The sequence below is a fragment of the Bradyrhizobium sp. LTSP857 genome (assembly GCF_000938285.1).
Taxonomy (GTDB): Bacteria; Pseudomonadota; Alphaproteobacteria; order Rhizobiales; family Xanthobacteraceae; genus Bradyrhizobium.
This window is the reverse complement of sequence record NZ_JYMS01000046.1, coordinates 150,985-166,037: the sequence shown is the minus strand read 5'-3', so window position 1 is coordinate 166,037 and position 15,053 is coordinate 150,985. Positions and strand designations below refer to the sequence as shown.

Sequence of the window (15,053 nt, the reverse complement as noted above, 5' to 3'; positions counted from 1 at the left end):
CCGGTAAAGGAATTCGTGGTGGCATCGCGAGCGAAGAAAACCGTCAAGAGCAAGAGCGGCAAGAAGGCTGCGAAGAAGGCCACGAAAAAGGCTGTGAAGGCGCGTGCGTCGAAAGCTGCCAAGAAGACCAAGAAGACTGTCGCGAAGTCACGCGTGAAGAAGAGCACGGCAAAGAGCGCAAAGAAGTCCGGCAAGAAGGCCGCGAAGAAGCAGGTCGTCGCCAAAAAGGCTTCAAAGAAATCAAAGAAAAAGGTCGCTAAACAGGTTGCGGGGAAGCCGGCCAAGACTCCGGCGACAAAGGTGACCAAGAAGGCCACGGTGACCGCTCCTGTGGCGCCGGCTCCTGTCGCTCCGCCGAAGGTAACCAAGCCAAAGGCGCCCCGTGCGCCGAAAGCGGTCGTTGCGCCGAAGCCGGCGGCCACACCGAAGGCAGCAGCGCCCGTTCCCGCCCCCGCCCGTGACAACGTCTTCTACATCACGACCGCGATCGCCTATCCCAACGGCAGCCCGCATATCGGCCACGCCTATGAAGCGATCGCGACCGATGTGCTGGCGCGCTTTGCGCGGCTCGACGGCAAGGACGTGTTCTTCCTGACCGGCACCGACGAGCACGGCCTGAAGATGATCCAGACCGCGCAGAACGAGGGTCTCACCCCGTCGGCGCTCGCCGCCCGCAATGCCGCCCGCTTCAAGGAGATGGATGAGCGTCTGAACGTGTCGTTCGACCGCTTCATCCGCACCACCGAAGAGCAGCACCATCGCTCCAGTCAGGAGATTTGGCGGCGCATGGCTGCCAATGGGGACATCTATCTCGACGCCTATTCCGGTTGGTATTCGGTTCGCGACGAGGCGTATTACGCCGAGGAAGAAACGCGCGTAAACGACGACGGCGTGCGTCTTGGCCCGCAAGGCACGCCGGTCGAGTGGGTTGAGGAGAAGAGCTATTTCTTCCGCCTGTCGGCCTACCAGGACAAGCTGCTGAAGCTCTACGAGGAGCATCCCGAGTTCATAGGCCCGGATGCGCGTCGCAATGAGGTGGTCAGCTTTGTCAAAAGCGGTCTGCGCGATCTTTCGATCTCGCGCACCACGTTTGACTGGGGCGTCAAGGTACCCGGCGACGAAGAGCACGTGATGTATGTCTGGGTCGACGCACTAACCAATTACATCACCGGCGTCGGCTTTCCCGACGAAAGCGACAAGAACTGGCGCTACTGGCCGGCCGACCTGCACATCATCGGCAAGGACATCATCCGTTTTCATGCGGTGCACTGGCCGGCATTCCTGATGTCGGCCGGCATTCCCGTGCAGAAGCGAGTCTATGCCCATGGTTTCCTGTTCAACAGGGGCGAGAAGATGTCGAAGTCGGTCGGCAACGTGGTCGACCCCTTCAACCTCGCCGACCAGTATGGCGTCGACCAGACGCGCTATTTCTTCCTGCGCGAGGTGCCGTTCGGCCAGGACGGCAACTACAACCACGAAGCCATCGTTGCGCGCATCAACGCCGACCTCGCCAATGATCTCGGCAACCTCGCGCAACGCTCGCTGTCGATGATCGCCAAGCAGCTCGGCGGTGTGCTGCCGGAGCCCGGCGAATTCAGCGACAATGACAAGGCGATTTTGGCCCAGGCGGACGCAATGCTCGCAGCGTCCCGCGAGGCCATGGCGACGCAGCAGATCCATCACTGGCTCAACGCCGTGTGGGCCGTGGTTGCGGAAGCCAACCGCTACTTCGCGGGCGAGGCGCCGTGGGCGCTCGCCAAGACCGATCCGGCACGCCAGAAGACGGTGCTCTATGTCACCGCCGAGGTCGTGCGCCAGATCGCGATCCTGGCCCAGCCGGCGATGCCGACCGCCTCGGGATTGCTGCTCGACAGCCTCGGCGTCCCCGCGGGCGAGCGCGACTTCGCCATGCTTGGCGGCGCCAGGCGCATCGCGCACGGCTCGACGCTGCCGGCGCCGACGCCGGCGTTCCCGCGCTACATCGAGCCGGCGGCGTAAGGCGCTCGCACGATGCTGGTCGATAGCCACTGCCATCTGGATTTTCCCGACTTTGCGGAGGATCTCGACGGGATCGTGTCGCGCGCACGTGCGGCCGGCATCGGCCGGATGGTGACGATCTCGACGCGGGTGCGGCGGCTGAAGGATCTGCTGGCGATCGCCGAGCGCTACGACGACGTCTATTGCTCGGTCGGCACCCATCCGCACAACGCGGATGAGGAAGACGGTATCGCGCCGGACGAGTTGATCGCGCTGACCCAGCATCCCAAGGTCGTCGCGCTCGGCGAGGCCGGGCTCGATTATTTCTACGACGACGGCTCGCCGGAGGCGCAGGCGAGGGGCTTTCGCGCCCACATTGCCGCGGCTCGCGCCACCGGCCTGCCGCTCGTGATCCACACCCGCGAGGCCGACGAGGATTGCGGCCGCATCCTGGAGGAGGAAGCGGCAAAGGGATCGTTTCGCGCCGTGCTGCATTGTTACACGGGCGGGCGCGAGCTGGCGCTGAAGGCGGTGTCGCTGGGGCTCTATATCGGCTTCACGGGCATCCTGACCTTCAAGAAGTCGGAGGCTTTGCGCGCGCTCGCGGCCGAACTGCCGTCCGACCGTATTCTGGTTGAAACAGATTCGCCCTATCTTGCGCCCGGCAAGTTTCGGGGCAAACGCAACGAGCCGGCCTATGTGGTCGAGGTCGCAAAGGTGCTCGCCGAGACGCGCGGCGTGTCGCTCGAGGAGATCTCGCGCCAGACCAGCGAAAACTTCTTCCGCCTGTTTTCCAAGGTGAAAGCGTAAGAGCAGGAGCCGCATGACACTACTGACGCTGACGATCCTGGGCTGCGGCTCCTCCGCCGGCGTGCCGCGCCCGGCACTCGGCTGGGGCGCCTGCGATCCCCATAATCCCAAGAACCGCCGCCGACGCTGCTCCCTGCTGGTCGAACAGACATCAGGCCACGGCACCACGCGCATCGTGATCGACACTTCGCCCGACCTGCGTGAGCAGTTGATCTCGACGGATGTCGATCACATTGACGCGGTCTTTCTGACCCATGAGCACGCCGACCAGACTCATGGCATGGACGATCTGCGCTCGGTCGTGATTCACATGCGCAAGCGCATTCCGGTTTACATGAACCAGTCCACCGCCAACGACATCATGGCGCGGTTCTCCTATTGCTACATCTCGCCTGAGGGCAGCGACTATCCGCCGATCCTGAGCCATCACTCGATCGAGGCGGGAGAGAGCCAGACCATCAGTGGCAAGGGCGGGGACGTCACGATGACCGCCTTCGTGGTCCAGCACGGCCAGATCTCCGCGCTCGGTTATCGCATCGGCAATGCCGCTTACACGCCCGACCTCAACGACATTCCGCGCGAGAGTTGGGGCGCGCTGGAGAATCTCGATCTCTGGATCGTTGACGGCTTACGTTACACTGGCCATCCCAGCCATTTCAGCATCAACGATGCGCTGTCCTGGATCGAACGCTTCAAGCCGAAGCGCGCCGTCATCACCAACATGACGGCCGACGTCGATTACGAAGTGATCCGGCAATCTTTGCCCGCGGGCGTGGTGCCCGCCTATGACGGACTGCGGCTGGAGACGCACTAAAGCGCTATGCGATTAGGATGAATCGCCATCGCGCTTTAGATCATTGTTTGAGCATGATCTTTTCGGAAAACCGCTGCGCACTTTTCCGGATCATGCTTTAATCTACCAAGCGTAGCGCAACACGGCCTTGCCGGTATAGGAGCGCACGAGGCTCGACAGCTCGCTGTCGAAGTTCGCCGAGGCGGACCATCCGTTGATGGCGCGCAGCTCGAGCGACACGCCTGTCAGTGCCGAGTTCGGCGCAAGCGCCGTGCTGCCGATGACGAAGCCTTGAGGGGATACGGCCTGGAATACCGCCGGCATCGATTGCGTTGCGCTGAAATCATGTGCCCAGGCGAGACGGCCACGCAAGTCGAGGAGGCCGCCAGCCTGTAGGAACGATGTACTCACGCGCAGGCCGAGCTCGCTGCGGCTATCGGTGAAATTGTTGCTGCCGGAGGTCACCGCGGGTGCATCGGCCGAGTAGGCTGGCTGGCCAGGATTAGTGACCATGCGGAACATCGTGATCTGGCCAGCCGCGTAAGGTGTGATGCCAAGCCACGGCATCGCAAAGCGGTAGCCGCTCTCGATGCGGCCGGAATAGGCGTTGGCGTTGACGGCCGCGTTGAGCTGCGGGTCCGTGCCGGCCGGCGTCACTGAATGGTCGTTGGTGATGGCCTGCCAGCCATAGGCGAGCGCAGTCGCGACATAGGCCGAGCCGACGGAGTGCCTGACGAAGGTGCCGGCCTGGAACAGATCGGAGCGGCCGCTGGAAAAATTGTTGGCAAAGCCAGTACCCCCGCCGGCGAGCGCAAAACCGATCCGTGTCTGCGGCGAAAGCGAATAGTCGGCACCGACCGCGGTCGCAAAACTCCGGTCGGCCGAGCCTGAGCCGCTGGTCGACGTTTGCGAGCCGCCGAAGCCGGCGGCCCAGATGCTCCAGTGCGCCGCTGCGAGCGAAGGCTTGCCGTAGATCGCCTCATACGCTTCGCGGCCGATGCCGCCATGCGTGCGGTCGCTGCCCATATCCGCATAGGCCGAGAGCTCCGCATCGAACTCGGCGCGGTCGATCCCACGCCCCTCGATGGCGGGATCGAGCAGGGTCTGGGTGAACTGCGTCATCGCCAGGAACGTGACCTGCGCCGTTTCGGTCTGTGACGAGGCGCCGGAGCCGCCGCCAAAGGCCTGCCGCATGCCGAACCGCGCCGCGCCGGCGAGGCCTGGCGGCTCGGCGTTCCAGCCGTAGTTCGGCTGCATCCCTGCGCCGCCACCATTGCCGTTGCCGTACGGCGCGCCGCCGAATCCCGATCCTTGCGGGCCACCAAACATGGGACCACCCATGTTGCCGCCAAAATTGTTAAAGCCGCCTCCTGGCGCGTTCGGACCCTGAGGTCCAAAATTTTCCGTGCCTCCGAATGCGCCGAACTCGCGCATCACCTGCGCCTCAGCCGCGTGCGGCAGCAGCAATCCGGCCGTCAATAGCAGCAGCGGCAGACGCACGCGCGCGTCTGCGCTCACGACACCAACCGCATGAAGCGCCCCAACCGCGCCGGCCGCCGGCCGCGCAGCTCGCGCGGCGAATCAGGTGGAAACAGCGAATCCGACGGGAGGGAAACGTAAATGCGTCTCTAACGTTTTCCAATCTTTTCCTGTGATGTCTCGATGTCGTCAAACGTGCACGAACGGTTTCAGCTCGAATCACCACGACCGCGGAGACGCGACGTCAATCCGCGCTTCTACGGGAATATGGGACGGGCGGTCGGCTCAGGCCGAAATCGCCTTCGCCGAGCCCACTTCATTGCGCAGCAGGAATTTCTGGATCTTGCCCGTGGACGTCTTCGGGATCGGCCCGAACAGGACCGCCTTCGGCGTCTTGAAGCCGCTCATATGCGAACGGCAGAAGGCGATGATGTCAGCCTCCGTCGCGCTCGCGCCGTCCTTCAATTCGACGAAGGCGCAGGGCACTTCGCCCCATTTCGGATCGGGCTTGGCGACCACGGCTGCGAACAGCACGGCCGGGTGCTTGTAGAGGATGTCCTCGACCTCGACGGAGGAGATGTTCTCGCCGCCCGAGATGATGATGTCCTTGGAGCGATCCTTGATGATGACGTAGCCGTGCTCGTCGAGCACGCCGAGATCGCCGGTGTGAAACCAGCCTCCCTCGAACGCCTCCTTGGTGGCCTTCTCGTTCTTGAGATAGCCCTTCATCACGATGTTGCCGCGGAACATGACCTCGCCGATGGTCTCGCCGTCGCGCGGCACCTCCTGCATGGTCTGCGGATTGATGACCGTGACGCCTTCCTCGAGCGGGTAGGGCACGCCCTGCCGGCGCTTCATCCGCGCGCGCTCGGCGGCGGGGAGCTCGTCCCAGCCCGGCTGCTCGGCGCAGACGGAGGCAGGACCGTAGACCTCGGTCAGGCCGTAAACATGGGTGAGCTTGATGCCGATGTTCTCCGCGCCTTCGAGCACGGCGACCGGAGGTGCGGCGCCGGCGATCAGGCCGACGACGCGGCGGATGGCGTTGCCTTTCGGCGCGTCCGGCGCATTGATCAGCGTGTTGTAGACGATCGGCGCGCCGCACATATGCGTGACGCCGTGCGTCTTGATCAGCTCGAAGATCTTGGTCGGCTCGACCTTGCGCAGGCAGACATTGATGCCGGCAGCCGCTGCCATGGTCCAGGGAAAGCACCAGCCGTTGCAATGGAACATCGGCAACGTCCAGAGATAGACCGGATGCTGGCCGAGTTGGCCTGCGAGAATATTGCTGACGGCATTCAGATAGGCGCCGCGATGATGGGTGACGACGCCCTTGGGATTGCCCGTCGTACCCGAGGTGTAGCTCAGCGCGATGGCGTCCCATTCGTCCTTGGGCGGGATCGCTGTGAAGCTCGCATCGCCTTGCGCGACCGCCGCCTCATATTCGATTTCGCCGATCCGCTTGCCGCCTTTGAATGACGCGTCGTCGACATCGATCACGAACGGTTTTGGGCCGCTCATCTGGGCGAGGGCGTCGGTGATGACGCCGGAAAATTCCGGATCGACCAGAATGATCTTGGCTCCGCCGTGCTCAAGCTGGAACGCAATCGAGGATGCGTCGAGGCGGATGTTGAGTGCATTGAGCACGGCGCCGGCCATCGGCACGGCAAAATGGACTTCGTTCATTGCCGGGATGTTCGGCAGCATCGCTGCAACGGTGTCGCCGACGCCGATGCCCTTGCCTGCGAGATAGGAGGCAAAGCGCCTGCAGCGCTCGTAGGTCTGCGCCCAGGTAAAGCTGCGGCCTTCATAGACCGTGCTGAGATGATCCGGGTAGACGGCGGCGCTGCGCGCAAGGAAGCTCAGCGGCGTCAGCGCCACGTAGTTGGCGGGCGTTTTGTCCAGGCCGATAGTGTACTGGTTCTGCCGCTCACTCATCGACATTCTCCTTCACGGCCGCTCAAAGAAATCCGATCGAGATCCACGGGAAGACCGCGACGATGATCAATCCCACCAGCAACGCCAGCAGATAGCCCCAGATCGGCCTGATGCCTTCGGCCGGATCGACCTTTCCGATCGCGCAGGCGGCATAATAGCCGACGCCGAACGGCGGGGCGAATAGCCCGATACCCATCGCCAGAATGATGATCATGGCGTAGTGCACCTCGTGCACCCCGACCAGGCGCGCGATCGGGAACAGCAGCGGCCCGAACAGCACAATTGCGGGAATGCCCTCCAGCACGCTGCCGAGGACCACGAAGGCCAGGATCGAGACCGCGATGAAGGTTGCGGAGCCGCCGGGCAGGCCGGTCATGGAGGCCGCGAGCGCCCGCGAGAAGCCGGATTGGGTCAGGCCCCAGGCCATGCCGGTCGCGGTGCCAATGATCAGCAGGATCGCACCGGACAGGCAGGCGGTCTCGATCAGCATCGGCAACAGCCGCCGCCAGTTGAATTGCCGGTAGATCAGGAGCCCGATCAGGAGCGCATAGACGATGCCAATGGTCGAGACTTCCGTCGCCGTTGCGATGCCTTCGACCACGGCGTAGCGGATCACGAAGGGTAGGGTCAGGGCAGGAATCGAGACCACGAACGCACGGCCGATCTCGCCGGACGTCGCGCGCCGAACGTGGCTCAGATCCTCGCCGCGATAGCGCCACCAGACCAGCCCCGACAGCGTCAGCGCTAGCACGACGCCCGGCAAGAGCCCGCCGGTGAACAGCGCCGAGATCGAGACGCCTGTGACCGAGCCGATGGTGATCAACACCAGGCTCGGCGGAATGGTTTCGGTCTGCGCGCCGGTCGCAGCCAGCAGCGCGACGAGATCGCCGGGGCGGGCGCCGCGCTGCTTCATCTCCGGAAACAGCACGGGTGCAACGGCCGCCATGTCGGCCGCCTTGGCGCCGGAGATGCCGGACACCAGGTACATGGCGCCGACCAGCACATAGTGCAGGCCGCCGCGGACATGGCCGAGCAGGCTCGACAAAAACGCCACCATGGCCCGCGCCATGCCGGTCATCTCGATCAGGAGCCCCAGGAACACGAACAGCGGCACCGAGAGCAGGATCAGATGGCTCATGCCCTCGTCCATGCGTCCGACCAGCACCATCAGCGGCGTCCGCGTGGTCAGCGCCAGATAGCCGAAGATCGCGAGGCCAAAGGCGAACGCGATCGGCACGCCCGCAAACACGCAGAACCCGACCACGCCGACGAAGAAGATGATGAGGTTGATGTTGCCGAGCGGCTTGAGCAATGGCTGCGCCAGCCAGAACAGGGCAATCAGAACCACGACCGTTGCCGCGGCCATCAGCAGCGTCTTGAGGTCGCCGACGCGCAGCAGCCGCAACAGCGCAAACAGCACCATCAGGCAGATGCCCACCGGCAGCGCCGCGGCGCGCCAGGTGTTGGAGATCTGGAGCGCAGGCGTCGTGATGAAGCTTTCCTCGTAGGCGTATTCATAGGCGGGGTGAACGATCAGCAGCAGGAACGCCAGCGCGGCGCAGGTCGCGACCACGTCCAGATAAGCCCAGAGCCTCGGTCCGACGCTTGCGACCAGCGCCGTCATCCGCATGTGCTCGCTGCGGCGGAATGCGACCGCCGAGCCCAGCATCGCCAGCCACAGGAACAGCATCGAGGCCAGCTCGTCCGACCACACCAGCGGCGCATGCAGCACGTAGCGCGAGACCACGCCGGCAAACAGGATCACGACCTCGGCGACGACCAGGATCGCCGCCGGGATCTCGACCAGCCATTTCAGCGCAAGCTCGATGGAGCCAAGCACAGGCCGGCGGCGAGGGGGCTCGCCCACCTCGCAGGCCACGGCTGGCGTCATGTCGACATGAGCCATGGCAGGGCCCCTATTGTTGATGCGTTACGACAACTTGCCGACGGACTTCTCGAGCAGATCCCAGGCCTTGTCGCCGTACTTGCCCTTCCACTCGTTGTAGAAGCCGGCCGCGCGCAGCTTGTCGCGGAACGGCCCGACCTCGGGTTGGTTGAACGTGAGGCCTTTGCCCGCCAGTTCCTGCCTGACGCTGATATTGAGCTTCTCGGTGTCCTCGCGCTCCTTGACGGCGGCCGCGTTGACGTTCTTGGCGACGATGGTCTTGATATCGTCCGGCAGCGCAGCCCAGGCGCGGCGGTTCATGAGGAACCAGAAACCGTCCCACATGTGGTTCGTCATCGAGCAGTATTTCTGCACCTCGTAGAGCTTCGCCGTCGAGATCAGCGCCAGCGGGTTCTCCTGGCCCTCGACGATCTTGGTCTGAAGCGCCGAATAGACCTCGGCGAAGTTGATCGAGGCGGGCGAAGCATCGAACGCCTTGAACATCGAGGTCCACAGCGGCGACACCGGCACGCGGATCTTGAAGCCCTTGAAGTCGTCCGGGCCGTTGATCGGCTTGGTCGAGGACGTGGTCTGGCGGAAGCCGTTGTCCCAGATCTTGTCCATGACCTCGAGGCCGGCCTTGTTGATCTCGCCGCGGACGTAAGCGCCGAGGTCGCCGTCCATGGCCTTCCAGACCGTGGGATAATCCGGGAACGCAAACCCGATGCCGTTGATCGAGGCCGCCGGCACCAGCGTCGCGAGGATCAGGCCGGACAGCGTGAAGAACTCGATGCCGCCGGAGCGCACCTGGCTCAGCATGTCGGTGTCGGAGCCGAGCTGGCTGTTCGGGAACACTTGCAAGTCGAACCGGCCATTGGTCTCGGTCTTGATGGCGGCGGCCATCTCACGGGCGCGCGCCACGAACGGATGCGACTCCGGCAGGTTGTTGGCGAACTTGTAGGAGAACTCGGCAGCCTGGGCACGGGCCACATAAGGTGCGCTGACGCCACCAAAGACGGCGGTCGCGGCGGAGGCCTTGAGAAGCGTGCGGCGGGAGAAACTCATGGGTCTGCTTCCTCAAACGTTTGTTTTTGTTGTGAGACGCAAACCTATACGGACGGAAGGCCTGAAGGTCATCTGCGATCTCGCGAAGCCTCGCTTATTGCAGCCGGACATCGTTGCGGCAATATCGGCTTTCGGCGCGATGGGCCGGATTCAAAATGTGAAAAACAACCCCATGCACAGTAGCCGTCAAGGACAGAGCGAGGTGCGAGGTGAGCGCTGGATCGCAGACGCCGTGGCAGGAACTCCCTCTAAATATCTGATCTAATTATATATAAATATATTCCATAATATACCTTATGCGAATCATGGATATAGATGTCCACGGGCCCTTGGAGGCACACGGACACCTGACGCTGCTCCCAGCGCCACTCGCCTTTCGGCGCGATCCAGGCCCCCGCGGCTTATGACACGGCGGTTGGCGGCCGGGCTCGGACCTTGGCGCCGTCGGCGAGATCGACGGTCGGATTGAGGATGACCTGGTCGCCGCGCTTGATGCCGCTGTCGACTTCGAGCTCGCGGCCGAGGTCGCGCAGCACGCCGATCTTCCTCAGGTGCACGACGCCATGGTCGACGACGGCGACCTGCATGCCGTCCCCATTGAAGATCACCGCGTCGGCGGAGACCCGGAAGCTGGGCGTCTGGCGTGGGATGTGCAGTTCCACGGTGCAGTAGATCCCGGACGTGAGCGCAGCGTCCGGATTGGGAATATCGACCTCGGTCAGCAGCGTCCTTGAGCTCGGCTGGAGCGCATCCGCAATCCGGGTCACGGTGCCTGGAAAGGTCCGGTTCGGGATCTCCGGCACACGGACCACCGCGGCAATGCCGGGCTTCAGGCCGAATGCGGCGTCTTGCGGCACGAACACCTGGGTGCGGATGACGTTGCCCTGCTGGAGCGTGAACATGAACGTGCCGGAGGTCGCATCGGCCTGGACCAGACTGCCGACGTCGATGTTGCGCTGGGTGATGACGCCGTCGAACGGGGCCACCACGCGCTGATAGAGCTTTTGCTGGCGGAGCACCTGCAACTGCGCCTCCTCCGCCCTGATGTTGGCCTGCGCCACCGACACCGCGGCTTCCTGGGCCTTGAGTGTCTGCTCGTCGATGGTGCCTTGCTGGGCCGTGACCCATCCCTTGTCGACCAGCGGCCGGTCGCGGTCCCAGGTGACTTGGGCGAGCGTCCGGTTGGCTTGAGCCTGCTGGAACGACCAATTGAGCTGGGCGAGTGTCGCCTCGGCCTGGGCGATCTGGTGATCGAGCTCGGGAGCGACGATTTCGGCGAGCAGCTGCCCTGCCTTGACGTGGTCACCAATATCGACCGCCCGGGTGGCGATGTAGCCGCTGGCACGCGCGAAGATGTTGGCGCTGGCAAAGGCGGAGGTCGTCGCCGGCAGCTTCACGACGTCGATACCGTCGCTGGGCTCGACGGTGGCGACGCGGACCTGCGGGACGAAGTCGCGCGCCTGCTCGGCCGTTGCGAGTACCTCGCGGTGCTCCGCGTAGTGGCTCCAGGCGCCGGTCGCCAGCGCCGTGCCGGCTACGAGGATCAGGCCAAAGCCGGCGAGGCGCCCTCCCCGACGCGCGCTCCGCCGCGGCGCGACGTCCTGGTCCCGATCCGTCTCCGTCACGCGCTCGGCGTCGATGGGTCCGTTGAAGTTCATTCCAGCACCTCGTCAAATACCCCGTGATGTGTCTTGCCGTCGTTGCCCTTGCGAAGCATGGCGAACAGGTAGGGCACGACCAGCAGCGTCGTTGGCGTCGCGAACAGGAGCCCGCCGATGACGGCGCGGGCCAGCGCGGCGTTCTGCTCCTCGCCGGCTGCGCCAATGGCCATTGGAATCATGCCGACGATCATCGCGGCGGCGGTCATGAGCACTGGGCGGATTCGGGTGTGGCCGGCCTCGATCGCGGCCTCGAAAGCGGTCTTGCCTGCAAGTTGCTGTTCGCGGGCAAAGGTCACGAGCAGGATCGAGTTCGCGGAGGCGACGCCGACCGCCATGATCGCTCCCATCAAGGACGGCACGTTGAGGGTCGTGCCGGTGATGAACAGCATCGCCAGGATGCCGCACAGCGTCGCCGGCAGGGCCAGAATGACGACGAAGGGGTCGCCGAAATTCTGGTAGTTCACGACCATCAGCAAATAGACGAGGACGGCCGCAAACAGGAGACCGATACCGAGGTTGATGAAGGCGCTGTTCATGCTCTGGATCTGGCCGCTCACCTGAATGGTGTTGCCGGGCTTGAGCTGCTTCTGGAGATCGGCCGTGACCTTGTCGATTTCGCTCGACACGCTACCGAGATCGCGGCCCTGGACGCTGGCATAGACTTCGTAAACCGGCTGCACATTGGCCTGGTTGGCATTGGTCGGAATCGTGGTGCGCCGGAAGGTGGTGACGTTGCCCAGGAGGCCGGGAATTGGCGTATCGGTCTGAGCCGCCGCGAGCGACGTCGACACCGGCGTATTGGCGAGATCGTTGAGCGAGGCGATCTGGCGCTCCGGCGTTTGGACCGCGAAGTAATAGGGAATGCCGGAGGTCGGGTCGGTCCAGAAATTCGGCGTGACCTGCTCCGACGAGCTCAGGCTGACATTGAGATTGGTCGCGATCGTATCGGCGTTGAGGCCGAGTTGCGCCGCGCGGGGGCGGTCGATATCCGCATAGAAGGCTGGCGCGTTGACCTCCTGCTGGAGATGGGCGTCCACGATCCCGGGGATCGCGGCGATGCGCTGGCGCAACTCGCCCGCGACCTTCAGATTGTTCGCCTTGTCGTAGCCGACGGTGCGTACGTCGATCTGAGCCGGCAGCCCGAAATTGAGGATCTGGGTGACGATGTCCGCAGCCTGGAAGTAGAACGTGTCTTCCGGAAACGCGGCCGGCAGGATCTCACGCAGCTTGCGCACGTAGTCGGCCGTGGGCTGGTGCCCCTCCTTCAGCGAAACCAGGATGACACCGTCATTGACGCCGATTGTCGAGCCGTCGCTGAACGCCAGATTATAGGAGCGCGCCGGCAAGCCGATATTGTCGACGATCAACGCGCGGTCCTTGTCCGGAATGACCTGGCGGATCTTGTCCTCGACCTCCTGGAAGATTTTTTCCGTGTTCTCGATACGGGTACCTGCCGGCGCGCGCACGTGGAGCTGAATTTGCCCGCCGTCGATCACCGGGAAGAAATCCCGGCCGACCAGCGGAAACAGCACGACGCCGAGGACCAGAATGGCGGCCATCCCGGCCGGAATGATAAAGCGATGCTCGATCAATCCGGTCAGCGAGCGCGAATAGGCGTGGCGCATCGTTTCGAAATTCCGCTCGAACGCCGCGTGAAATCGCCCGAATGGCCCGCGCGGCGCGGTACCGGGTGCGTCGTGGCGCTCGCCCTTGAGCAGGAGGCCGATGATGATCGGCGTCAATGTCCGCGACAGGCCGTAGGACGCCAGCATCGCGAAGACCACGGCAAGGCCAAGCGGCGTGAAAAGATATTTGGCCGGTCCCTCCAGAAAGACAACGGAGGTGAAGACGCAGCTGATCGCGAGCGTCGATACGAGCGTCGGTACGGCGATGCCGGCCGCTCCGTGCAGCGTCGCCTGTGGTAGCGGCATCCCCTCCTCTGTTAGCAGACGATGGGTGTTTTCGATCGTGACGGTGGAATCGTCGACCAGAATACCTACGGCCAGCGCCAACCCGCCCAGCGTCATGGTGTTGAGGGTTTCGCCGAGGAAGTAGAGAACGATCAGTGAGGTCAGGATCGACAGCGGGATCGATATCATGACCACGAGTGTCGATCGCCATGATCCCAGGAACAGCAGGATCATCAGCGCGGTCAGTCCGGCAGCGATTGCGCCCTCGCGCAGCACGCCTTCCACCGATTGCTTGACGAACACCGACTGATCGAACAGCTCGTTGATCTGCATCCCCGGAGGCGCGGCGGCGCGTGCGGCCACGAGCGCCTTGTGGACCGCCTTGACCACGCTGACGGTCGAGGCGTTGCCGTTCTTGATGATGCTGAGCAGGACCGAGCGACGACCGTTCTGACGCACCACGTTCTGCTGCACCAGCCAGCCATCGTGAACTTGGCCAACGTCCTTGACGAAGATGGTGGCGCCGTTCACGACCTTGATCGGGATGTCGTTGAGGTCCCCGATCGAAGGCGGCGTCGCGTTGGTTCTGACCACATATTGCTTGTCGCCCATCTTCGCGGTGCCGGCCGGCAGGGTCAGGTTCTGGGCGTTGACCGCATTGACGACGTCGAGCGGCGTCAGCCCCTTCGCGACCAACTTGGCGGGATCGATATCGACCATGATCTGCCGGTATTTTCCGCCCGAGGGTGTCGGCAGCGTGATGCCGGGGATCGGCGCCAGTTGTTGTCGGATCCGGTAGATGCCGTAGTCGTAGAGTTGCTGCTCGCTCAGCGTGTCGGAACTCAGGCTGACCTGGAGCACAGGCACGCTCGACGCGTTGAACTGCACGACGACCGGGGCCTGGATGCCGGGCGGCATCAGCGCGCGGATGGCGTTGGTGGCGGAGACGATCTGTGAGATGGCCAGGTCGAGGTTGACGTCGGGCTGGAAGTAGATCTTCTGCACCGACAGGCCGGCCATCGTCTGCGCTTCGATATTCCTGATGCCATTGACGTTCGAGCTGATCGAGTACTGGCTGTAGGTGGTGACGCGTTGCTCCATCTCCGGCGTACTCAGGCCGGTATAGCTCCAGATCACGGTGACGACCGGAATGTCGATATCCGGAAAGATATCAGTCGGCATCGCGAATAAGGTGACGGCGCCCAGGAACAGGATCAACGCGGCGACCACGTAGAACGTGTGCGGAAATCGCAAAGCGAAACGAACGATACCCATCGGGGCACTCCTCGTCCCACGGCGGCCGCTTGCGGTCTCCGTGACGTCCAGACCAGCAGTAAAGCGTTGCACGCGGACGATGTCCGCGCGGCCCAGCCTCCTGCGTTTCCTGGATGTTCTTGGTTCGAGGGTCGACGAATACGTGCTCGATAAACGCCGGTCGCGTTCCCGGCTTCACGCGGCCAGTATTGCGGTTGATGGAAGACTTAGAAATCGGAAGTCAGAAGTGAAAGCCGCGCGATGTTACTTCGCGGTAATGAAGC

Annotated in this window: 10 protein-coding genes; 4 read left to right on the top strand and 6 right to left on the bottom strand. The window is 63.6% G+C overall.

What is annotated here, in order from left to right:
• The first annotated feature begins 18 nt into the window (after positions 1-18).
• Genes metG through UP06_RS30175 form a run of 3 tightly spaced genes read left to right on the top strand, consistent with a single transcriptional unit; the run spans position 19 to position 3,601 of the window.
• Positions 19-1,998, top strand: coding sequence for a methionine--tRNA ligase (gene metG / locus UP06_RS30185; protein ID WP_082081743.1), 1,980 nt, complete (start codon positions 19-21; stop codon positions 1,996-1,998).
• Between the two features lie 12 nt (positions 1,999-2,010).
• A complete protein-coding gene (locus tag UP06_RS30180; protein ID WP_045007329.1) occupies positions 2,011-2,787 on the top strand; it encodes a TatD family hydrolase in 777 nt (258 codons plus the stop codon).
• Positions 2,788-2,800: 13 nt separating this feature from the next.
• Positions 2,801-3,601 carry an MBL fold metallo-hydrolase gene (locus UP06_RS30175; RefSeq protein WP_045007328.1) on the top strand — a complete coding sequence of 267 codons (801 nt, stop codon included), beginning with the start codon at positions 2,801-2,803 and terminating at the stop codon, positions 3,599-3,601.
• Between the two features lie 102 nt (positions 3,602-3,703).
• Here the strand turns inward: UP06_RS30175 and UP06_RS30170 are convergent, their stop codons facing one another.
• The 4 genes from UP06_RS30170 to UP06_RS30155 all read right to left on the bottom strand — a co-directional run bounded on the left by UP06_RS30170 (position 3,704) and on the right by UP06_RS30155 (position 9,944).
• The gene (locus UP06_RS30170) at positions 3,704-5,098 is read right to left on the bottom strand and encodes an autotransporter outer membrane beta-barrel domain-containing protein (protein WP_050032248.1); all 1,395 of its coding nucleotides are present in this window, start codon (positions 5,096-5,098) and stop codon (positions 3,704-3,706) included.
• A 246-nt stretch (positions 5,099-5,344) separates the two neighbouring features.
• Positions 5,345-6,994, bottom strand: coding sequence for an acyl-CoA synthetase (locus UP06_RS30165; RefSeq protein ID WP_045007620.1), 1,650 nt, complete (start codon positions 6,992-6,994; stop codon positions 5,345-5,347).
• Positions 6,995-7,016: 22 nt separating this feature from the next.
• The gene (locus UP06_RS30160) at positions 7,017-8,900 is read right to left on the bottom strand and encodes a TRAP transporter large permease (RefSeq protein WP_045007327.1); all 1,884 of its coding nucleotides are present in this window, start codon (positions 8,898-8,900) and stop codon (positions 7,017-7,019) included.
• A gap of 24 nt (positions 8,901-8,924) precedes the next feature.
• Positions 8,925-9,944 (bottom strand): TRAP transporter substrate-binding protein, encoded by a 1,020-nt coding sequence (locus UP06_RS30155; protein ID WP_045007326.1) that lies wholly within the window; start codon positions 9,942-9,944, stop codon positions 8,925-8,927.
• Between UP06_RS30155 and UP06_RS30150 the strand changes: the two genes are divergently transcribed.
• Positions 9,943-10,209: a hypothetical protein gene (locus tag UP06_RS30150; RefSeq protein WP_045007325.1), complete on the top strand. Its 267-nt coding sequence runs from the start codon at positions 9,943-9,945 to the stop codon at positions 10,207-10,209. The genes UP06_RS30155 and UP06_RS30150 overlap by 2 nt on opposite strands.
• Before the next feature lie 136 nt (positions 10,210-10,345).
• Here the strand turns inward: UP06_RS30150 and UP06_RS30145 are convergent, their stop codons facing one another.
• Both UP06_RS30145 and UP06_RS30140 read right to left on the bottom strand, forming a co-directional pair.
• Positions 10,346-11,602, bottom strand: coding sequence for an efflux RND transporter periplasmic adaptor subunit (locus UP06_RS30145; protein WP_050032244.1), 1,257 nt, complete (start codon positions 11,600-11,602; stop codon positions 10,346-10,348).
• The gene (locus UP06_RS30140) at positions 11,599-14,790 is read right to left on the bottom strand and encodes an efflux RND transporter permease subunit (protein WP_045007324.1); all 3,192 of its coding nucleotides are present in this window, start codon (positions 14,788-14,790) and stop codon (positions 11,599-11,601) included. The genes UP06_RS30145 and UP06_RS30140 overlap by 4 nt, the downstream gene beginning before the upstream one ends.
• Between the last annotated feature and the right edge of the window lie 263 nt (positions 14,791-15,053).